The following is a 22,212-nucleotide window of genomic DNA, read 5'->3' on the forward strand; positions in this document are numbered from 1 at the left end:
TGAGTCTTCGTTTGAAAAATACGTGGCGAAGTTCTTTTATTTTTAAAGTGCCTACTAGAGACGCAATCATTACCCAATAAAAAACCCCGCTTTTAATAAAAGACGGGGTTTGTCAGCGATCTGAAGCCGGAAATATTTCCGGCTCTTTTAGATATCATTGAATCGACATCGAAACTGCATTCAGACTAAAAAATCTTATTGTAGCTTACGGCAGATAGTCCAAGTTGTCACTGCTGCTTCATTGTATGCAGCTCCAGCCGGTACCGCAGCAGCAGGCGGGTTGTTGACTGCAGCATTCGCTGCGCCGCGCAATTCACCAACGTTGTTGCCGATATTTGTAGCTGGCAAGGGGCCGTCAACCAATACATCAATACCAGAAGCCTGTTTGTGATTCAAATTAGAAACACACACTGCTGGGCCACCACCTGGTAAAGCGAATGGTGCTGTTGCGCCGCCCATCAAACCACCAGTACCAGCACGTGGTAAAGCTGCTTGACCGACTGTCAAAGGATTGCCTGACAAGAAGCCAGCGCCGCGCAAGTGCTGCCACATTGCAGCGTGTTCTACACCAGCGTTCAGGAAAGTATCAGCCACTGCCAATGTTACGACGCCGTCACCATTACCACCACCCAGTGCACCCCAGCCACGAGCCAACACGGTTGCTGCAGTTTCATCACCTGGCAAAGCACGATAGCGATCATAGTAACCAGTAAAAGCTGTAGATACACCGCGCATATCGGCCACGACGGATTTAATACGAGAATTTTCCACCATCTCTTGGCCTTTCAATACACCACCAAGCAGCAAGCCGATGATGACCAATACGATAGCAATTTCAATCAATGTGAAGCCTGATTGTTGGCGTTTGATTTGATTCATACACACTCCAGAGTAAATACAATAAACATAGATGACACAAACAACTGAGTACAAAAAACAATACTGACACCCTAAGTTACCACATCAAGGAAATGCCGCAAGTGTCTAAAAAATTTACATGTGGCAATATTTTAATTTGGTGAATTTTTGACTAAATTAAATCATATTGATTTGTGGTGCTGCCGGCAATTGAATGTGAAATGCTAAGCGGCCGTTCTCGGTTTCTTGTGCATTCAGTGTGCCGCCGCAGCTTTCCAGTAGATGCTTAGCTTGATATAAACCGATACCAAGACCATTCGGATTCATGCTCCAAAATGGTTCGAATAGCCGTTCGATATGTGGCATGGCTGGGGTATCTTCGGAAAAGATGCTGATGGCTATGCTTTCATTTTCGCGATCGGCCTCAGTCGTGATCTGGATGCTGACTAAAGGTTTGTTGCCACCCAAACGTAAATGCAGATCGCTGTAGTTCTTTAAAATATTTTCCAAGGCGGTTTCCAAGCGGGTCTCCGCGATGACGATATACGCGTTGCCTGTGATTTTTGCGCGTAATTGGTAGAGCTCAATTAGGCTGTTACATAGTTTATCCAGTGTGATCTTTTTTGGCACTTCGTTTTGCATTTGACCGAGTGTCAACGTTTGTACAATCCGGTCTGCCCGTTGTCGCATTAATGGTGCGGCAGTGCGTAAATAATTAAGGACTTGCAATTCCTTACCAGGAGGTACGGCAGCGAGTTGGTCTGCCATCAGCTGAATAAACTGCGCCACGTTTTTCATATCGTGTTGCAGGAATAAGGTCAACTTGGACATTTGTGCCAGAGTCGCATCGACAGCACCGGCCTTGATCCACATATCGCTGCGCAAGAGCAAAATGAAGGTTTCGATTAGAGCGGTATCAAAGTATTGTCTTTCACCGCGACGATGCTGAAAAAAATCGATGCTCAGATGCATTTCCCCAACATGAATTTCCTGATGGAGAGCTTTGCTTTGATGTATACCGTCAGCGCCTTCGATGACGATCCCAAACCAATTGCAGCGCCAACGCATACCGAGTAATCCCGCAGCCTCTAAGATGGGCCAGGCTTGCTGTAAAAAGGCGGGGGCATCGAATTGATTGGCTTCATTTAGTCGTATCAGAGCGAGTTTGTGATTGCTAGCGGTGCGGGCTCGCCACCACAGATAGCCCAAAACAACAGCGATTGTGGTGCCAATGATGATGAGAAATGGATAGAGCAGATTAAGCATCGCGCTCGATTCCAAACTTTTTGAGGAAGTAATAAATATTCTCGCGTTTGACTCCGAGACGCTTGGCACTTTGGTTCACATTGAAGCCCGTTTCTTTCAGAATTTGTCGAACTAATCGCTCTTCCGCATCGACCCGTACACCTTTGAGGCCATCGCTAATTTGCGCATTGATGGCAATGCGCGTAATGCCGAGCTCCCCGAGCTCGCGCTCTTTTTGTAAAAACAATTCAGCGCGACGCACCGCACGTAAAATAGCATCGGCACTGGCAGGCTTAGCCAAAAAATCGAAAGCCCCTTCACGAATCGCAGCGAGCGCGGCAGCCTCTTGATCTTGCCCTGTCAGTACAATGACTTTGACTGGCAAAATAGCAGCTTGGATCGCTTGTAAAGTTGCGATGCCTTCGACGATTTCATGCGCATAGGGAGGTAAGCCAAGATCGAGAATCACGACGCTGATGTCCGTTTGTTGCGTTAACATCGCGAGCGCGGAATCACGGGACTCCGCTTCACTTACCTGAAAATCGTTGAGCTCTAGAACGCCTCTGAGCATCATGCGTAGGGCAGGATCGTCGTCAACAACGAGCAGGTGGCTGGTGCTTTGGGTGGTCATGGTTTTTTCATTTTGCCTTAGTGACTATTCAGTCTTCTATGAAACGACTATTTTTTTGTCAGCTTTGGTTTGTAACTCCCTTCTCCCGCAAGCGGGAGAAGGGTCGGGGATGAGGGACGTTCAGATTCGGACAAAGCTATTGAGGGCATAAATTATGCAATTTCTTCTCGGACTTATGCTTTTTGAAAACTTTGTGGTTTCTGAACCACCCTCACCCTAACCCTCTCCCGCTTGCGGGAGAGGGAACATTCAGATCCACAGTCCATCGTTGATTTTCAAGTCTATTGAGGCAATATTAGCTTGTAGATCAAGTCACGCACGACGTTAACCCGCGCTAGCCACGTGCCTATGTCGCGCGAAATCATCACTTGTCCTTCATCGAATTTTCTAGCTCAATCAAGCGCTGCTCTAAAAATTTAAACTCATGTGGATCGCTAATTTGTCCACTCTGCAACAAACCACCCAACAGAATTCGCGCCTGTTCCAATTCATTCATATCTTCCAAAAGAAAAATTTCCATCTGCTTGGCCCAACTAGGAACTTCGCTAGAAGTGGCGTGTAGACGTATCGCTTGTGAATATTTTTTTGCCAGTGCCATATCTTTGAGTCGATGACGTGCCAAGTTTGCTGCATGCGCCATGGCTTTCCAACGGTGATTGGGGTCGAGTAAAAACTGTTGATAAATGAAATCCAATATGTGCCTTTGCTTGGCTTCATTGCTCACTTCTGCATATAACTGGCTGGCAGTAAACAGAGGATATTGAGAACGCGGATCCAGTGCTATGGAACGGCTTAACCATGCCTCAACCTGAGCATAGTCTAATTGCTGGAACGATACGCGGATGCCGGCTTGATGATCAAATGCCTGCAAGTACAGCATCGATAATTTCGCCAGCGCGATGGGTTCACCAAAGCTTGCCAGTCGCATGCTGGCAATGCCCGGCGGTGCGTTGAGATTGCTAGCTTGTGCTTTGCTTGGTGTTTGCAGATAATTCCACAGCACCTGCGATAGCAGTGCCAATACTAAGAGTAGTAAGGCGGGTTTAGGAACGGTAGAGAGTGAGCGTTCGCGCATGGTATGTCAGCTCAAATATTCTTACGATACAAATCGAATAAAGCGGCACCTAACAATAGGCTGATACAAATCAAGCTCTGTAGCAAAATATTCTGCAGATCGCTGAAATGCCCAGTTTGATACACCAGCCATTCGGTTTTCGTAAAAGTATCTAAGTGCGGAATGACCGCCGAGATTCCTTTCATCACCATGGCCATGAATTGCTGTGAAGTGCTACTGTCGAGCTGTGCTTCAGTGGCGATGAATTGCAAAGCGTTGATAGATCTCGCTAACAAGTAAAAGCCCATGGTCGCGCTCAGGGCTGCCATGATTTGATTAAAGCTCAACACACATAGCATGGAAAAGGCTGCCACTATCCACAATTCACAAATCAAAGAAATCGTCCACAGCGCACTCTGCTCTGTACTGCTAAAGAACAAGGTCAATAAGCCAAATAAGATCGCAGGCAATACCGCTAAACAGGCGAAACCAGCCAACTTACCCAGCAAATAGGCCGCACGCGGAAGTGACAGCGAGAGCAATAGTTCCAAACCCTTATCATTGAATTCACGCACCATGCTAGTTACCACAAAAGTGGCAAGTAAAAATGCAGCGGCGAAGCGGTAAAATGCCGCCAATAAAGCAACTTGGGTTTGCTGGCTTTCTGTCAAAGCCAGTTCATTTAAGAACCCGCTCAAACCGATGCCGAGCAAGGCGACCACGAGCACTAGCCAGCTTAGGCGATTGCGCAGGGCTTCTAACAAGGTATATAGCGCGATACTAACAATTTGTTTCAGCATAAAAGACAGGATCCATCGGTAAATAGTCAGCAGCGCACACGGCTGGTATGTGTGACAAAATTCAAACTACGGGAGAAATTGCGATTATAGTGTTGTTTGTGCTGGATAGACTGGTGCGAAATACAAAAGTTGGCAAGGACGAGTCTACAATAAATTCATCGACGCATGCGAATTGCGTACGCACCGAGATTTCTGAATTTGTTTGAAAGTGCTTAGGAAGAGAAGATGCAAAACAAAATAAAAAAAGCGCGTGGCTTTAGCTTGGTCGAAGTTGCGATGGCGCTGCTGATCGGTGGTATTGCGGTCGGCATGATCATCACCGTTACATTAAGTCTGCGTGATGGGACACAGCGTTCCACCATACGTACGCAATTAGACACGATTGATACGGCCTTGGCGAATTTTGTTGCGCAAAATAAGCGCCTGCCTTGTCCTGCGAGTGGAGTCATTCCCACTGGAAATCCGAATGCTGGACAAGAAACTTTGTGGTTAGGGCCAGCTCTGCCGTCATTGATCGGTAGCTGTAATCCAAGCACGCAATCAGATGGGATCGTGCCTTGGGTAGCTTTGGGATTGAGCGAAGCTGACGTGACTGATCCTTGGGGCGGCAGAATCACTTATCGGGTCGATCCAGCACTCGCGACGGGCAGCACATTTCCTCGGTTTATGGATATGAGTAATTGTGATCCTTCAAGCACGGGATTAGTTAGCGCGATCGGTGGATGCAAGGCCCCAGTTTCTCCTTGTACCGCCAACCTGAACTGTACGTCACCTGCAGAATTCCTTAGGAACAAAGGTTTAGATGTTTGGGATGGTATCAACGGCGCCGTAGGTTGGGCCTTGCGACAGAATAATCGAGGGGCAGGGACAGGGGCTGCTTATGTGTTGATATCGCATGGCCCCAGTGGTACTGGTGCATATAATAAAAACGGAGTCACTCCTCAGCCAGGAAGTGTCCTTGCTGGTACCAATGATGAAGCATTTAATTTGAATGGCAATCCTCTAAAGCCATTGCCTCCAGCACCTGTTGCCGCTCCTGGCCCGCTGTCTCCGCTTCCGGCATCGTCTATCGCCAATACGTATCGTGACGCGCCCTTAATCGAAGCTGCAGGTGCTGCCCATTTCGATGACTACCTAAGCCATCCCACCATCATGAGCGTTTTAAATCGAGTCAATCTTGGACCACGCGCACATCCATAAATCTAAGCGTCAAGCCGGACTAGCCTTGCTCGCCATCGTCGCCATACTAGGCGTGGTGGCGATGGCGATTTTTGCCAAATGGGCGATGTCGGATGCCCAACGTCGTCTGCGCAAGACCACCGATATCGCCAAAATCTTGGATCGCGTCGATCGCGCCATGGTTGATTACGTGACACAACATCGTCGCCTGCCTTGTCCCGCCGACGGACGTGTTGTCAGCGGCAGCCCCAACGTGGGTTTGGAGTTAGCTGCTTGCGCTTCACAGGCGCATGGCGTTTTACCTTGGGTGACTCTGGGTTTAAGTGAAGATGAGGCACGCGACCCGTGGAATGGACGCCTGACGTATCGCGTCGATCCCGCATTGACCACGCTAGTACCTCGATTAATGGACATGAGCAACTGCGATATTGCTGGCACAGGCTCAGTCGGCGTTGGCGGAGTTTGCCGCACCCCGACGCCGACCTGCGTTGCTAATCCCGCCACCTGTACCTCGCCCGCAACTTTTCTGACTGGAAAAGGCCTCGATGTCTGGAATGGCGTAGGCGGCGCAGCGGGCTGGGCGACTCGCATCAATAACCGCCCGTTAGGCACGGGTGCTGCCTATGTTGTTATTTCTCACGGAGAATCGGGTGCTGGCGCCTACAACGCCGGTGGTGTTTTTCAGCCAGGTAATATCGGCGCGATTTCTCTACTCCCTTTGCCCGGCACGCAATTCGCAGGCGATGATGAAATGCCGAATTTGGCAAATGTCGCCCTCACACTACCAGCGGCACAGGGTACAACCTACCGCGATGCGGCTTTCAATCCAGCAAATAGCCGCGCGCATTTCGATGACTATCTCAGACATCCGAGCATTGCTGAGGTATTGAAAAATGCGCGTTTGAAAGAGCGTGTGCATTAAGCTCTAGCTCGCGTAGTGGTTTGCTGTGCCGATAAAGTCAATTCCCCTCCATGTACTCGTCGCTAACTGTGTTCTTTTTTGAAATTGATTTCCATTAGGTGGATTGCAGTGCACTATTCTCCTGCTGGTTGTTGATGTGTAAAGCATATTCCTAGTGGTTTTCGGTGTGTTGTTAGCGTTTTGGAATGGGTGTCATCGCTTTGTTTCAAAACAATAACTTCAGACATTTTACTGAAATGTCACCAATTTCAAGATTTACCATGACTTCTTGCTTTGATATCTCTATCGTTTTCGGGCTATAAAGTCTTCCAAAATGACATAAATCTTCATCACTAAAATCATAGATAGGGAAATTCTGAAAACCACGCTTTTCCAATTCATAAACTAGCTGTTGAAAATTGCTCTCAGCTCTTTTATCGTCAGGTCCAAGCGCTATAGTGATTGGTGTCGTTGCGACAAAATTTATTTTTGGCAAGCGCGTATTTTTAAATATTTGCTCATTGTTTTGCGATTCACTAAGTAGACCATACTCAAGTTTAACGCGTCCAACCATCTTAATTCCTCCGTACGGCTGTTCACGAACACCGTCAATCGATTTACTTTTAAAATCCGCAGTGAAAATCACATCTTGACTTTTGTCTCCACAATAACCATAACCACAGAGCGCAATCGAGGGAGACGTGATTCTTACCTCTCCCAAAATTTCGACATTAAGAAGAAGGGGAAATTTCTCCTGAATAAATTGAGTCCAATTTGGATTCTTCATAACTCTCGCTGGCTCTCCACGAGCTAGAGAAAAAAATAAAGCGAGAACTAAAGCGAGAACTAAAGCAAGTACTAAAGCAAAATTCAAAAAGACAACCCGCATTCTCATAACAAGTTTTCATTACATAGAAAAGTAGTAAGGTTCGCAAAATTCACTAAAGCGCTTGGAGCTAGGTCTCCACTTTTCTCTAGCCAGATTTTAGCGATATTGCGTTCTTCAACGACACCATTCCTAGTGTCACCCATGACGTTATTTCTCGAATCGCTTAGTTCATCGAAACAAAAAGGGCAGCATCGCAGTTTTCTCAACCTAAAACGAGTAAAAATAAGTAGATCCATATTTGAACTGCAATTTCAAACAGATGTGTTCATTCAGGGCTTCACCACAGCAGCCTTATCCGACGCAGTCGATGATGTCGGCACCTCATAAACCTCACGCACCTTACCTGTACCGATATCAAAACTCTGACCTACTTTGAGCTCTTGTCGTTTGCCCGATGGCAGAGTCACTGTGACTACGGGGACTTTACTCAGTTGTTGTTTGACGCGTATGTTTGCCGACGCCTTTTGTTTGTCACTGGGGACTTGATTGATCCAGGTGGTTTCTGTGCCATTGCTGCGTTTGACGAAACCATTGTGGGTCAGCAATTGAGTCTGTGGTGCAGTGACGGGTACATTGGTTTCGGTTGGCGCAGCGACTTGTTCGGTTGGGGCATTCTCGCCTAATTTATTTTGCAGGCGTAATTTATCTAAACTGCTGCGCTCACTAGGGTTTGAGAATAGGCGGCCGAGTTTGACTTCTTGCGCGTGCGCCGAGCTGACTAATGCGAGCACAACGCAGGTCAAGCAGCTTAGGGCGATCTGCTTGGTGGAGATGGATCTCGAATGCAATGGCGGATGCATTGTTTGATTTGTCTTGGCGGGCAGCATGTGTTTTTCCTTGTCCTATTGAACTGGTGCTGCGGGCGCGAGTTCTGGGTTAGGGCGGCGTCCCATGGTCATCCATTGCAGACTACATTTGGCTTCTAACTGACGTGGTAAGTTTATCGCACTTAAAGTCGTGCCAGTTTTGATGTCGCAAGATTGATGGATGAATTGTCCTTTTTGGTTCAACTCATTAAACAGATTAAACATATCCATCTCGTGCAATAAATTCATTTGTAAGACTATTTTGCTGGCACGTAATTCGAGCTCCCCATTATTCATTGATGGGTCGAGTGCAACCACTTGTTGTGGCGAGATTTCGTAACTCATGGGTAGCAAGCGGTACTTGGCTTGGATGGATTGCATGAGTTCGACGATGTCTAGGCGTTTTTCATCGCCGACAAAGCCGCGTTCTAGTAATTGTAAATAGCGTGGTTGGTAGTCGCGAATATCGTCTTTTTCATTGGTCGCATTGGCGTATTTGCCTTGAGCTTGAACTAGCTCGGACTGTGCTTGTTCTTGTTTTTCTTTTTGCTTTAGGTAGAAGTAGTGAGTGCTGCCTATTAAGAGCGCGGCAAATCCTAGACTCAGTCCTAAAGTGATACAGGCTTGGCGAATGATGGCAAAATCATCTTGCCATTGGGTGCGTATTTTTGCGCCTTCTTTGCTTGCCCCGATGTTGAGTTTAACCGGTGGCACAGGATTTTTTGCCATCTCAAGGTTTCCAAATAATTTTGACAGTAAAGCGCGGCTTGGCGAGCGCATCATCATTGCCCGCCTGACTTTCTAATTTCATGCTGGGGCGCGTATCCAATGGGGGCTTGATAACGCTCACGTTCAGGTGCGGATCTTTTTGTAGTGTGCGGACGAAGAGCTGCACGTTGTCGACAGCGCTGCGATAGTTATTTTGGAAGGGCAGCACTTCCGCTTCCAAGTTTAGAATTTCAAATGGCCGTTTGGGAATGCCCAAGAGTCCAGGCATCAAGGGCATATTGCCATCGGGTAGCGGCACAGGCGCAACCACTACGGCGTTTGGATCGACTGTACTGCCGTCGGTCTCACTAGTCTCCCAAGTAAGTCCTTGAATTTTGATTTGAGGCACTTGATCGAGTGCCTGACTCAGACTTGTCAGTAGCTCAGCGGGTTTCGGTGCGTTGTTACGCAGGGTTTGCTCCAAATCGACCGCCGCTCGCATTTCTTTTGGATTGGCGATGGTGCTGGGCATGCTGTTGGCGGTTGATTGATATTTAGCGAGGGCGCTAAGCGTTTCAATCTGCGCTTGCTCAGTTAACTGTTGCGCCTGATAGGCGTCGAAACCATTTTTTGCCGACCAAAATAAGGCCATGGCGATAGCGGCGACACTGGCGACATTGAGGGCGTGTTTGAGCTGCGAAAAATAATGCGTGCGTGCTTGCTCGGCCGTGGCGTAATGGCTGCTGATGTTGCGCCTGCCCAGCATTGACAAAAATAAGGAGTCGCAATGATTGAGCTCTGTCAGCGCCTGCATTTTGAAAAGTTGGCGCGCCTCATTGAGGTCAATCAAGCGGTAGTAAGACCCGGCTTCGACGACTTGTTGGGCTTGCAAATGATTGAGTATTTCCTGTTCTGCGATAACCACAATTTGCAACTCCGCACCGCGGGCAACTTGTCGTGTGCTGGCGAGAAATTGGCGCGTTTTGCCGATTTCGAGCGCGGTAGTGTCAGCGATGGCGGCGGCACTCCAAGCCGTCTCTGGCGCCAGACGACTAAAACGCAAATACCCATCTTGAAAAAAACTTTGACGCAGACCGCTAGACTGATGGGTGACGATTAAGGAGGCTTCCTTGCCTAATCCCAGCGGTTTAGATAAATAGGGATTTAACAGAGCGACCGAATAGATACCGGCGATATCAATTTTGTGGGCTTGTAAGGCGTCGATCCAAGGTTTGAGCAGTTGTGGATTGGTCAGCGCACTAAACAACATTTGGTCGTCTTTGCGGCCTTCTTTCTCACGACCTTGGCGACTTGCTTCCCGGTAAGGGGTGTCGCGATAAAGCGCATTGAGGCGACGTTCCACCAGATTTTTATGGGCGGAGCCATACACGTGCGGAATGCTTTCGCGATGAAAATCTTCTTCAATTAAGTCGGTCAAAAAGTAAGCGGGTAAATCTGTCGTGTGCTTGAGGTAGTCAGCAAATTTCGACCAGCCGGTCGCGAAGTTATCAAAAACCTGCGGGCTAGATAATTCGCCTTTATCCCAGATAGCGGCGCTTAATTGCGTATTCGTCAGATAGAGCAGATGCTTGGCCAAAATCGTCCTCGGAGCGTGTTTCTATTTTAAATTAGACAGATTGTCGTAAATCGGGCCCATCACTGCCAGCATGATCCATCCCAAAGTCAGCCCGAGGATGACGGTCATGGCCGGTCCTATCATGGCCTGAACTTTGTCGATCATTTCTTTAATGTCGCGATTATAAAAATAGCTGACATTACGTAACGCGGTGTCGAGTGCCCCTGTCGATTCGCCGATTTTTAACATGCGTATCACCATCGGTGGAAAGATGTCGGTACTTTGAAATGCCGCGGTCACACTTTGGCCTTCAGAAATTAAAGTGCCAGCGCGACGCAAACCTGCAGCGATCGCTTCATTGTCGACAATATCTTCGGATAATTGTATGCAATCTAAAATCGTGATGCCTGATTCGTACATCAGTGCAAAAAAAGTGACGAAGCGCGACAGAATGATTTTATGTAAAACGGGGCCGATCATCCAGATTTTGAGTTTGTAGGCATCAGCTTTAAAACGCGCACTAGGACTGTTCTTCAATAAAATTAAGAGACTTAGCCATGATAGAAAAGGGACCGCCAGTACCAGATACCAATAGTGAATAAAAATATCTGAGACGAAAATCAAAGCGCGGGTATGAAAGGGCAATTCTTGCCCCATGCTTTTAATGAAATCGATCAGTTTTGGAACAAGATAAATCATCAGAAAGAAAATCACCGCGAGCACAACAACGCCGACAAACAGAGGATACATAATAATTTTCATCGTCTGCGCAGATAATTCATCTTGCCATTTAATGCTATCGCCAAGGCTTTTGAATACTTCAGAAATCCGGCCGGTTTTTTCACCTGCGGTAATCAAGCTGGTAAACGTGCGATCAAAAATTGCTGGGTAACGCTGCATTGCTTCGGAGAGTTGCGAACCTCCTTCGATGTTTTCAATCAGATCTGCAACCACTCCACGAAATCGCAAATTTTCTGCGCCGTCCCGCAGGTCGCCTAAGCCTTCTAAAATTGGCACGCCAGCGGAGGTCATTTGCTCCATGTGAAAGCAAAAGTTGATTAGATCTTTACGCGTGACTTTAACGCGACCCAAGGAAATCGATTTGGCAGCCTGTTCCTTGCAATCGATCAGATCGTAGTCCATGCGCTTTAAGCGTAGTTCTAACTCCGCGATATTTGCGGCATCCATACTGCCTTTGGCATTTTTACCTTGGCTATCAATTGCGCGATAGGTGTACATCGTCATGGTTTAAGCCTGTCGGTCAAGTCTACGACGCGCGAGATTTCATCGAGCGTGGTAATGCCTTCTAGGACGCGCCGTACCGCATCTTCGACCAAGGGTCTAAAACCATTGGCGATCGCAGCTTTGCGCAACTCTCTTTGGGTCGCGCGGCGGGCGATTAGGTCATCTAATTCGCCGTCGATCTTCAAAATTTCCAAGATCGACATGCGACCTTTGTAGCCTTGATGCGAGCAATGCGGGCAGCCCACGGCACGATAAATGGTAACTGGCGGCTCGTCTTTTTTGATACCGAGTAATTGTCTTTCCATGTCATCGGCAGCGACACTCTGCTTGCAATGCACACATAATTTACGAATCAAACGCTGGGCAACGATGCCAATGATATTGCCCGCCATGATGTCAGGCAGAATGCCGATATCCAATAAACGCGGAATTGCCCCTATCGCGGAATTGGTATGCAAAGTCGAGTAGACTTGATGACCAGTCATGGCTGCACTGAAGGCCATTTCAGCGGTCTCGGTATCGCGAATCTCACCTACCAAAATAATGTCGGGATCTTGTCGCATCATCGAGCGAATACCGTTCGCAAAGCCCATTTTCGCGGATTCATTGACCGAGGTTTGGCGTATCATGGTCATTGGATATTCAACTGGATCTTCGAGGGTCATGATGTTGACCGAGTCGGTATTGACGTGATTCAAAATCGAATACAAGGTCGTCGTTTTACCGCTGCCGGTTGGTCCCGTGACTAAAATGATGCCTTCAGGTCGGGCGATCATTAATTTGAGCATCATCAGGTCGTATTCTTCCAGACCCAGATTGTCTAGCGGGACCAAACCTTTTTGCCTATCCAAAATCCGCAAGACAACGTTCTCACCATGTGTAGTTGGTTGCGCGGCCGAACGAAAATCAATTTGACGACCAGAAAAATTAATTGAGATACGACCATCTTGAGGCGAACGGGTCTCAGCAATATTCATATTGCTCATGACCTTCAAACGCACCACCATCGCTGGCCAATAGGTTTTGTGTAAGCTGCGGATTTGCCGCAAGATACCGTCGATGCGATAGCGTATGCGTAGGAAAAATTCTTCAGGCTCGAAATGAATGTCAGACGCATTTTGTTGTACGGCATCAGCCAAAATCGCATCCATTAAACGCACTAGCGGTTGGCTGTATTCATCCGAGACGGACTGCAAACTCTTGTAATTAATTTCGCCGGTTTCTATCTCTTGCAAAATGCCGTCGATCGATAATTCAAAACCGTAGTATTGATCGATGGCTTTGACGATGTCGGACTCACTGGCCAGCATAGGGGTCACTCTGATGTCTTTGCCCAACATAGCGCTGATCTGATCGAGCGCTACAATGTTGGCGGTATCGGCCATCGCCAGCATTAATTTACGCTGATCCTTATCAAATACCATGGGGAAAACGCGATAGCGTTTCGCCACATCTTTGGAAATTAATTTAATCGCGTTGGCATCGGCGATGATGCTGGTGAGATCGGTACTTTGCTGATTGAGATTTTCGCTCAGTGCCTCACGTACCGTCGCCTCAGTGACAAATCCCAGTGTGATGAAGAGTTTACCCAGCGGCATGCTGGTCGCCTTTTGTTCGATCAGCGCAATGCGTAATTGATCTTCACTGATGACCCCTTTCGAAATCAGCAGTTTACCTAAAGGAAGTTTAAGGTTGTCACTCATACTTTATTGCTCGCCAGTCTTTGCCGTTGTGGTTATTGTCATTGGATATCATTGACAGCTTTATCTAGCTCGGCAATGCGTTTTTGTACGCTACTACGATTGAAATTTCCAGGTCCACTTTGGCCAGCATCTAAGGCACGTTGGTAATACTCTTTCGCCAGTTTGATTTGATTTAATCGATCTAAACTGATGGCGAGATTGTAGGCGTAGTCCGCATTACTAGTCTGCGTCGTGTAGGCACGGAAATAGCTTTGCTGAGCATCCGACCAACGCGTCTGTTGTGCGTATAAATTACCGAGTGCGAATAAGATGGCACCAGCATTTGGGTGTTGATTTAAGGCTTTTTTCAGGCGGCTTTCGCTTTGCACCGGATCGCCTTGTTGCAAACTCGTGAGACCGGCAATCGCATCGGGATCGTTGGGATCGCGCTCAAGTAATTTACCGTAATACGCGCCGGCTTTTTCCGCGTTTCTTTGATTCAGCGCGATGGCAGCTAAGCCGATTAAGGCATCGCGGTTATTCGCTTCTTGACTTAAGACGATCTGATACTGCTGTTCGGCTTTAGCGCTATCGCCAGCCAAGAAGGCTTGATAGGCGTTGCTCAAAGCCGGGTGGATTTGCGCGTCGCTACTACCTTTGCGAATTTGTATGCCTTGCGCGTCTTTGGCGAGTTGACTTTGCTGTGTGCCAGTCTTGTTGCTGATATTAGCGGCATCAGAGCGTGCTTGACCATCCGAGTTTGTCGCATTCGAGGAAGTACTGGGTCGTCGATTGTCTGCGTTCTTTGCAATAGCCTGATTGGTGTCAAGCTTGTTATCCATACCCTTGGCTAGAGTCGAATTGCTCGATGGCGTCGCCGGTACGACAGGTGGATTATTTGTGTTCACAGGTACTGTACTCGTTTCGCTAACAGTGGCAGTGCTAGCCGCCGTTGTAGCGGTAACTGCGACAACTGGTGGCGCTGGCGGAACAGGATTCGCAGGAATCAAGGCAATCTGAGAATAGCGATTTTCGATTTGACTGCTTTGCCAAAACACATAGGCAAATCCCGTCAACATCAGAAATGCGACACCGCTAATGGCAATGATCCACATCCGTCGGTGCTTGACTTGTGGCGATTTGGACGAAAACACGGATTTTGCTTTTTGTTGTTCCGCAGCTTGTGTCTTATTTGCGTCGATATTCGCGTTGATATTGGCTTTGACTTGATCAATATCGATGCGTGGACGGGTCACTCTTTCTTCTGGTATGGGATTGTTGTCTGGCTTGTTGAGGGTTTCCTTGATGTCCGGCGTTACTGGTGCTGGCGTGCTGATAAATTGGTTTGCCAATACGGCGTCAATGGGTTGGCTAAATGCTGGTATGGGGTCAACGGTGATCGATGCTGTCTCTGCATTGTCGTCTAGCAGTAAAAAAGTCTCGGCCTGTTCAGGCTTATTGGCCAGCAAAGCGTGATCGTCCGCTTCAGCCTTGGTGTGCAAAAGCGGCTCTGCATGCATGTCTGTCGGTGATAAGGATAAGACCGCGTCACTTTGCTGCTTTTGCTTGGTTTGTTCAGCTTTTTTTAAAGCCTGCATTAGCAAACTCATGGTTGACCTGCCTTTTTCAAAGTGGCAGGTTGTTTCGCTGGCGGATTGAGTGCGGGCTCGGTGTAGGGCTCTTTGTTCAAGGGCGCATCATTCGGCAGCAAGTAACGATAATTTTTATAGTCGCCGCTTAAGCTGGCATCTTTAACCACGATAGGACGCATGAAGATGACGAGTTCAGATTTGGTTGCGACTTCATTTTTATAACTTAACAGATCTCCAAAGAAGGGCAACTTGCTTGCACCTGGTAATTCATCTTTCAAATTATTCACACTGTCTTGCATCAAGCCACCCATCACGGCGATTTGTCCGCTACTGACTTTTAAGATCGATTCCATTTCACGTGTTTGAATCACTGGCACATTGCTAACGACAGGCACGACCGCATTGGCAAGTGCAGGATTTGGATCTTGCACGAAGCCGATAATGCGGGAAATACTAGGGCGCACATTGATGGTGACTTCTTCGTTGTCGGCAATTTGTGGCGTCACGCTCATGACGAAACCGACCGGCACCGTATTTAAACTCGACGCATACGTGGTGATGGCTGGCACGCCGACACTTCCTTGTTGCGTGGTGGCGGTAATGGTGAAATACACGCGGTTGTCGACGACTTTGAGGAGCGCAGTCTGATTATTCAACACACTGATTTTCGGGCTGGACAGCACTTTGACTTTGCCGAACGATTCTAATAACTGGATGGTTGCGGCGATATTGCCTAAGCCAGTCAAGGGTTTTAAGAAGTTGAAATTCAAAATACCCTGACTCAGGCCAGGATTGATGCCGGACGGAAGTGAGCTTCCATTGGACTGCCCAAACGTGATATTCGGTCCTTCGTTTGGACTGGTGCGTAATGATGACCAGTTGATGCCTTGTTGGTATTGGTCATTGAGTTGAACCTCGATGACGGTCGCTTCAATTAGCACCTGGCGCTTGGCACTGGACATCACGAGATCCAGAAACTCTTGAATTTTTTCGTGTTGACGTCCAGTGGCACGGACGGCGATTAAACCAGTTTCCGGATTGGCGATGACCGATGCTGCTTCGCGATAATTACTTTGACGAGTGCTATTGTTTGTCGTGCTGTCGTTTTTGTTGGTAGCTATATTGGCGGTGTTCTGCGCATTATTTTCCGGGATCTGTTTATCCGTTTCACGCAGAGTATCTTTAATATTCTCGACTAAGGTGGTCCAAAAGCGATTATTGGACGTATTGGAAACGGAAGTCGTTGAATTATTATTACCGCCACTACTACTTTCTGCGGACGTGCCGCCTGTGGTCGAGATTTGCGTAGCGATGTTGACTGTACTGCTGGTGTCTCGCGAAACATTGACGTAATCGATTTTGTAATTACGCAAGAACGGCGAATCCGGCAATACAACCAAATTAGTGCCATTCAGTTCAAACCGCATATCAACTTGTTTGGCGATCCGCGACAGCAATTGTGGCAGCGTCTGATCTAAGGCATTCAAGGTCACTTCACCTTCGATACCAGGATGAATATCGACATTGATCTTGGCGTCGCGCGCCAGGGCAAATAATAAGGACTGCACGGGGACTTTATACACTGCCACGCTGTAGGTTTCGACTTTGGGAGCCGCTTTCGGCGCAGCGATGGTCGCGCTTTGACGCACAGGTTCAGGAATCGACGCATTCGCATTATTGCGTGACTCTTGTATGTGACTAGTCGACGGTGCCATCGTCTGGGTACCGCAGCCAGCGAGGAGAACACAACAGGTAGCAGCTAATTTATTCATTGATTCGCGTGTTTGGTCAATTACAAGTTGGAAGTCGATCATATTTTCGAGTTTGCGAACTAGCGTATCGATAGGCGCTATTTCACCACATATCTTCACTCTGAGTCGTTTGCATTTCATTGCGTAAACCTTCTATGGTGCGCAATTGTGCCTTATAGCTAGTGCTTACTTCCACATTTTTACGCTTTAACCACGCCTCTTGTCTTTGGCTGAAACTGCTATAGACGATGCCAAGGCGTTGCTGTTGGTCTATTTTGGTGGGAAATAAATATAGATTTTCGATGCCGAAATGGGCGGCATAAGCCTTCAATTGCAGTTCAATCTTGTTAGCGTCTTGTTGCGCGAAGAGACCTAATTGCAAGGTATAAAATTGCGCTGGTGTTTCGCGCAGCCAAATCTTGGATTGCGCTACGCGTTGTTGAAGTAGGCTTATTTGGGCTATTTCTGGCTGCGATTTCTCATGCGTAACGGCGGGCGAGGGAGCGCGTGCGTCATTACTCGCTATGGACGTTGCTGAATTGCCGGTCGGACTGAGCGTTGGACTCAGTGTCGAGCTTAGATTCAGTGATTGTGGTCGCGGTGCTGCGCCTACTGTTGAGGAGGGCGCAGCATGTGACGTGCTTGGTGGCAGTGCGGTATGCGTCGCTTGCCAAGTCCAAAACGCCCAATACAGCAGACCGCCACAGAGCATTAGCGCGAATAAAACAATTGCTACATAACGATATGAAAATTCTAGTTTGCTAGAAGAAAATTCACTGTCGCGAATGGCTGCTTTCACGTGCTTGGCTTCAACCGCATGGGTATTGTCAGCAAAGGCAGCCAATAAGGCCTTGTCTGCCAAAATGTTGATTCGTCTGACGATGCCTTCGGAGACTTTTGCTAACAGTCTGATGGCGCTTTTACTAAACACGTTCGGCCCATGATAGCCCGCAGCACGCATACGAAACATTAAAAACTCTGGAATTAGTGACGCTGTCATGGGCGGCACCATGAAGCTATGCGTGATCCGTTCCTTCAATTGCCGCATGCTCGGCAAATTGAGATTGTCGTCGAGTTCAGGCTGGCCGAATAAAACGATCTGTAATAACTTGTGGTGCGCGGTTTCCAAATTGGAGAATAGTCGAATTTCTTCCAAGGTTTCCAATGACATTGCTTGCGCTTCTTCGACTAATAACACGACTTGCTTGCCGTTGATGTGTTTGCCGATCAAATCTTGGTGCAGCAGACGAATCACTTCATCGGGACGTTTGCCTTCGGTCGGAATTTCCAGTTCGCCGGCGATGGTAAACACCACTTCTTCGCGACTCAAGGTCGGATTGACCAAGTAAATCACTTCGACGTGGCTAGGCATCATGCCTTCAAGCATGCGACATAGCATGGTTTTACCACTACCAACTTCCCCAGTCACTTTGATAATACCTTCACCATGCGACACCGCATAAATCAAGGCTTCCAAAATATCGCCACGTTGACTTCCCGAATAAAAGAAGGCGGGATTGGGGGTGATGCTAAAAGGGGATTGGTTCAGGCCAAAATGAGAATGGTACATAGGAATTGAGGTCTGTTATCCAGGGTGATTGCATCTTAGAATTATAAGCATTTCTTTTTCCAAGCATACGCACTAATCTCTGGTTTTACTGGTTTTTAGCAAAGCCTTGTTGTTTCTTCTTCGAAATATTTCTAACTAAGTGCGGGGATTCATGCAAAATACTGTTTGCGGGTCATCGATTTGTTTTTTCATTTTGAGAATTTTTAGGCTAAAAACTGAAATAAGAACAGAAACACATGGCCTCATTGGACAAATTTTTTACCAAACCGTTCACCTAATTCGCTGTAACTCTTCTTTGGATCATCATGGCTACTGAAATTATCTGCAATCCGATGGCAAAATTCTCGCGTGTTATGCAATCGGCGTCCGTCTGCTTGTGTTTAATTTTGATGATATTAGGGCTGAGTGGGTGCGGCGGTGGTGCTGGTACAGTTGGAACGCCAACCGGCAGGGCACTCTATACCACCGCCCCTGGCAGCATCAATCTGGCGGTCGGCGCTAGTGTAAATTACGACATCGGTGGGGGTACCGCGACCTATAAGGCAAGCAGTAGTAGTGTCAATGTCCTGAGTGTGGAAGTCAAAGGTACAGTATTGAGTCTCAAGGGTTTGCAGAATGGTACAGCGCAAGTTGTGATCAGTGATGCGACCGGTACACAATTAGGTTTGAATGTCACCGTTGGAGATGGTGGGGGAAGCGTGAGTTTGTTCGTTACGGCTCCTAAAGACTTGACACTCGCAGCAGGTTTGTCCGGTAGCTACACCATTGCAGGTGGTAAGCCTGGCTATTTCGTGAGCAGCAGTAATCCCAGTGTTGCAGCTGTTGGGATTAATGGTAACAGTTTTATTATTTCCGGGATTAAATCTGGGGTAGCCCAAATCATTGTTCTTGATAGCAAAGGTGACGCCGTGAGTTTGAATGTCACGGTTGGTAATGGGAGTGCGGCGATGCCATTATTTGTCAGCGCAGCAGGCACCATCAGTTTGAAAGTCGCTGAGACCCAGGATTATATTGTTAGCGGTGGTGTCGGACCTTATCTTGCAAGTAGCAATAACCAAAGCGTCGCTACTGTCACATTGAGTGGTAATGCTGTCAGTGTTAAGGGAATCAGTAAAGGTTCTGCACAAATTACATTGTTCGACGCCAGTGGTGCTTCCGTGAGTACCACAGTCGTTGTTGATCCTACCGGGATTGCAACGCCATTTTATCTAGCCGCGCCGTCTTCGGTTACGATGGCGATAGGCGCTAAATCGACTTATAGCCTGGGCGGTGGTACTGCTCCTTATATTGTTAGCAGTAGCAATACTACGGTAGCGAATGCGAGTTTGAATGCGCTCAGCAATGCCGTGACGGTGGATGCGCTGCGTGAGGGTGAGGCACAAATTCTGGTATTCGATGCCACTGGCACTAAAGTATCTATCGAGCTCACAGTGGGGAGTGGTAACGCCAATCCTACCCCGCTCTATACTACTGCGGGTACTGGTGTGATCATGCCAAAAGCGGCGTCTAACACCTATATCATCGGTGGTGGCAAGTCACCTTATACGGTCACCAGTAGCAATACCCGTGTGGCGACAGTGAGCATGGGTGCATCATCAACGACTTTCAGTGTGACGAGCGTGGCAGTTGGTTCCGCTGCCGTTAGCGTGTTTGATGCTACCGGCAATTCAGTGAATTTTTCTGTTACGGTCAGTGCCAGTGACAGCAATATCAATCTATTTACGACTGCGGGCGATGTCTTAACTTTACCCATCGGCGTCTCCGATAGTTATGTTATTGGTGGCGGCAGTGCGCCGTATATTGTCAGTAGCAGTAATGTGGGTGTGGCGCGTGCCACAGTCAATGGAAGTCGTTTAGAAATTACACCAATCTCAGCGGGCAGTGCGTCGATCACCGTGTTTGATAGTAGCGGCGCATCGGTGACGATCAATGTGACCGTCACCAACACAAACTCAACACCGATCGATGTGCAGCCGAATGGCGCAAGTGGTAAAGTCGGGAATATTTTGCAATTTTTGCTTAGTGCCGGTAAGCCGCCCTATGCCATTACTGTGAATAATCCTGGGATCGCCACCGTTTCTCCACTCACTGTGAATGCCAGTGGCGGCAGTTTTAATGCAACTTTGCTCAATGAAGGTATTACTACGGTCACGATCATTGATGCGTTGGGGCAGCTCAAAGCCATTACTCTCACGGTCAGTCCAGGTACGCCTTCCTTGGTCAATGTGCAGCCAGACGGCGCTGGTGGCAATGTGGGTGATGCTTTGCAATTCTTGATTAGTTCTGGCACGCCGCCTTACACCATCACTGTGAATAACCCGAGTATTGCCTCTGTGACGCCTAGCCCAGTGCCGACCAATGGTGGTAGCTTTACCGCTAATTTGCTCAATGTTGGTAGCACTGTTGTGACAATTACTGACGCTTTAGGTCAGATCAAGGCCTTTAGTTTGACCGCTAGCCAAATTAACACATCGCTGCGTTTGTCACCGAATCCTTTCCTGATCGGCGAAGATAGTACGGCAACGGTGAATTTGAATATTTTTGGTGGCACACCCCCATATCGCGCCTATACCAGCGATGAACGCTTGTCTCGCGTCAGTGTGGTTGGTAGCGTGTTAAGTGTCGCTCCCGGGACTAATGGTGACCGTTGTTTCACAGCGATTGATACCGATGGGAAGCGTATTCTTTTTGGAACCTTTGACGTTACGATCACCGTACTCGACAGCCTCGGCGCAGCCGCGACCTCGATTATGACAATTAAGGATAATGGTCGAGGTGATGGCGTCACGCCGCCATTTTGTAATTAAAACGGTACTTAGTTTGATTGACCGCATATATTCTAAGTAGTGCTAAATTGTGCTGAGTAGTGCTGAGTAGTGCTGAGTAGTGCTGAGTAGTGCAGAAAAAGACCGGTATTGATTGCCGGTCTTTTTTTATTCCTCCTGATTGTTTGAGTCCCACCCTCTGCGGCTGTTGTCGCATTTTTTGTCGGCCGACTTTCCTTAGTCTACCCAGTTAAACACATGGGTATATGTAATGTCCTACTTTCACTATCTTCCGTAAGTCTCTAATTTATTGAGATATTCTTCTTCGTGCTGTTTTAAGTATGTGCGCTAAGTCATTGACTTTATTCAATAATTTCGCATTTTCCTGTGTGAATTCGCTTGACCATGCTCAAGTGATCCTCTAAAGTGGGGAAAAGTGTGAAAAAGTGTTTTTTTGTGGTGCAAATTGACCAAAAAAATCACTCCGTTTTTTCTCCAATGAATTCAAATTTAGGGTTATCCAGTGTTCCAAGGCGCCTCTGCACTCAATCTCGATGCCAAAGGTAGGATGTCAATTCCTGCTAAGCACCGTGACGCCTTGAATGTGCAGTGCGAAGGTCGCGTCACCTTGACTCGTCATCCCGACGGCTGTTTGTTGCTATTTCCACGTCCAACTTGGGAGTCGCATCGCGAACAAATCGCTGCTTGGCCTATGGCGGCGCGCGCCTATCAACGAATCTTGCTGGGTAATGCCTGTGATGTGGAAATGGATGGCAATGGCCGCATCCTCGTCGCACCGGAACTGCGCAACGCAGTCGGCATGCAGCGCGATGTGATGGTCTTGGGCATGGGTTCGCATTTCGAAATCTGGGATGCCAACAAGCTAGCCGAAAATGAAGCCAAGGCAATTGCTGATGGTATGCCCGACGCTTTAAGTAATTTCTCCTTCTGATAGCACAT

18 protein-coding genes are annotated in these 22,212 nt (G+C 47.8%); 4 read left to right on the top strand and 14 right to left on the bottom strand.

Annotated elements, in window-relative coordinates:
- Positions 1–195 precede the first annotated feature (195 nt).
- From H8K52_RS12635 to H8K52_RS12655, 5 genes are all read right to left on the bottom strand, one after another.
- On the bottom strand, positions 196–879 hold the full coding sequence (locus H8K52_RS12635) for a prepilin-type N-terminal cleavage/methylation domain-containing protein (RefSeq protein WP_186923270.1): 684 nt from the start codon (positions 877–879) through the stop codon (positions 196–198).
- Positions 880–1,035: 156 nt separating this feature from the next.
- A complete protein-coding gene (locus tag H8K52_RS12640) occupies positions 1,036–2,124 on the bottom strand; it encodes a sensor histidine kinase (RefSeq protein WP_186923271.1) in 1,089 nt (362 codons plus the stop codon).
- Positions 2,117–2,734 carry a response regulator gene (locus H8K52_RS12645; RefSeq protein WP_186923272.1) on the bottom strand — a complete coding sequence of 206 codons (618 nt, stop codon included), beginning with the start codon at positions 2,732–2,734 and terminating at the stop codon, positions 2,117–2,119. Before H8K52_RS12645 ends, H8K52_RS12640 begins: the two co-directional genes overlap by 8 nt.
- Positions 2,735–3,098: 364 nt before the next feature.
- Positions 3,099–3,809: a hypothetical protein gene (locus H8K52_RS12650; RefSeq protein ID WP_186923273.1), complete on the bottom strand. Its 711-nt coding sequence runs from the start codon at positions 3,807–3,809 to the stop codon at positions 3,099–3,101.
- A gap of 11 nt (positions 3,810–3,820) precedes the next feature.
- A complete protein-coding gene (locus tag H8K52_RS12655) occupies positions 3,821–4,588 on the bottom strand; it encodes an ABC transporter permease (RefSeq protein WP_186923274.1) in 768 nt (255 codons plus the stop codon).
- Between the two features lie 225 nt (positions 4,589–4,813).
- Here H8K52_RS12655 and H8K52_RS12660 point away from each other — a divergent pair, with 225 nt between their 5' ends.
- Together H8K52_RS12660 and H8K52_RS12665 are read left to right on the top strand one after the other, a co-directional pair.
- Positions 4,814–5,788 (top strand): type II secretion system protein, encoded by a 975-nt coding sequence (locus tag H8K52_RS12660; protein WP_186923275.1) that lies wholly within the window; start codon positions 4,814–4,816, stop codon positions 5,786–5,788.
- A complete protein-coding gene (locus H8K52_RS12665; RefSeq protein WP_186923276.1) occupies positions 5,766–6,689 on the top strand; it encodes a type II secretion system protein in 924 nt (307 codons plus the stop codon). The genes H8K52_RS12660 and H8K52_RS12665 overlap by 23 nt, the downstream gene beginning before the upstream one ends.
- 205 nt (positions 6,690–6,894) lie before the next feature.
- Here the strand turns inward: H8K52_RS12665 and H8K52_RS12670 are convergent, their stop codons facing one another.
- From H8K52_RS12670 to H8K52_RS12710, 9 genes are all read right to left on the bottom strand, one after another.
- Positions 6,895–7,563 (bottom strand): hypothetical protein, encoded by a 669-nt coding sequence (locus H8K52_RS12670; RefSeq protein ID WP_186923277.1) that lies wholly within the window; start codon positions 7,561–7,563, stop codon positions 6,895–6,897.
- Between the two features lie 263 nt (positions 7,564–7,826).
- The gene (locus H8K52_RS12675; RefSeq protein ID WP_186923278.1) at positions 7,827–8,384 is read right to left on the bottom strand and encodes a hypothetical protein; all 558 of its coding nucleotides are present in this window, start codon (positions 8,382–8,384) and stop codon (positions 7,827–7,829) included.
- Positions 8,385–8,399: 15 nt separating this feature from the next.
- Positions 8,400–9,092, bottom strand: coding sequence for a hypothetical protein (locus H8K52_RS12680; protein WP_186923279.1), 693 nt, complete (start codon positions 9,090–9,092; stop codon positions 8,400–8,402).
- A gap of 1 nt (position 9,093) precedes the next feature.
- A complete protein-coding gene (locus H8K52_RS12685) occupies positions 9,094–10,668 on the bottom strand; it encodes a hypothetical protein (RefSeq protein WP_186923280.1) in 1,575 nt (524 codons plus the stop codon).
- Positions 10,669–10,689: 21 nt separating this feature from the next.
- A complete protein-coding gene (locus H8K52_RS12690) occupies positions 10,690–11,892 on the bottom strand; it encodes a type II secretion system F family protein (RefSeq protein WP_186923281.1) in 1,203 nt (400 codons plus the stop codon).
- Positions 11,889–13,595 (bottom strand): GspE/PulE family protein, encoded by a 1,707-nt coding sequence (locus H8K52_RS12695; protein WP_186923282.1) that lies wholly within the window; start codon positions 13,593–13,595, stop codon positions 11,889–11,891. The genes H8K52_RS12690 and H8K52_RS12695 overlap by 4 nt, the downstream gene beginning before the upstream one ends.
- Before the next feature lie 38 nt (positions 13,596–13,633).
- Positions 13,634–15,184: a tetratricopeptide repeat protein gene (locus H8K52_RS12700; protein ID WP_186923283.1), complete on the bottom strand. Its 1,551-nt coding sequence runs from the start codon at positions 15,182–15,184 to the stop codon at positions 13,634–13,636.
- Positions 15,181–17,058 carry a pilus (MSHA type) biogenesis protein MshL gene (locus tag H8K52_RS12705; RefSeq protein WP_246464500.1) on the bottom strand — a complete coding sequence of 626 codons (1,878 nt, stop codon included), beginning with the start codon at positions 17,056–17,058 and terminating at the stop codon, positions 15,181–15,183. The genes H8K52_RS12700 and H8K52_RS12705 overlap by 4 nt, the downstream gene beginning before the upstream one ends.
- Positions 17,021–18,487: an ExeA family protein gene (locus tag H8K52_RS12710; RefSeq protein ID WP_186923284.1), complete on the bottom strand. Its 1,467-nt coding sequence runs from the start codon at positions 18,485–18,487 to the stop codon at positions 17,021–17,023. The genes H8K52_RS12705 and H8K52_RS12710 overlap by 38 nt, the downstream gene beginning before the upstream one ends.
- 305 nt (positions 18,488–18,792) lie before the next feature.
- On the opposite strand from H8K52_RS12710, the gene H8K52_RS12715 reads away from it, so the two are divergent.
- Both H8K52_RS12715 and mraZ read left to right on the top strand, forming a co-directional pair.
- The gene (locus H8K52_RS12715; protein ID WP_186923285.1) at positions 18,793–21,294 is read left to right on the top strand and encodes a beta strand repeat-containing protein; all 2,502 of its coding nucleotides are present in this window, start codon (positions 18,793–18,795) and stop codon (positions 21,292–21,294) included.
- A gap of 481 nt (positions 21,295–21,775) precedes the next feature.
- On the top strand, positions 21,776–22,204 hold the full coding sequence (gene mraZ, locus H8K52_RS12720) for a division/cell wall cluster transcriptional repressor MraZ (protein ID WP_186923286.1): 429 nt from the start codon (positions 21,776–21,778) through the stop codon (positions 22,202–22,204).
- Positions 22,205–22,212 lie beyond the last annotated feature (8 nt).

The sequence above is a fragment of the Affinundibacterium seohonense genome, from assembly GCF_014284305.1.
Lineage (GTDB): Bacteria > Pseudomonadota > Gammaproteobacteria > Burkholderiales > Burkholderiaceae_D > Undibacterium > Undibacterium seohonense.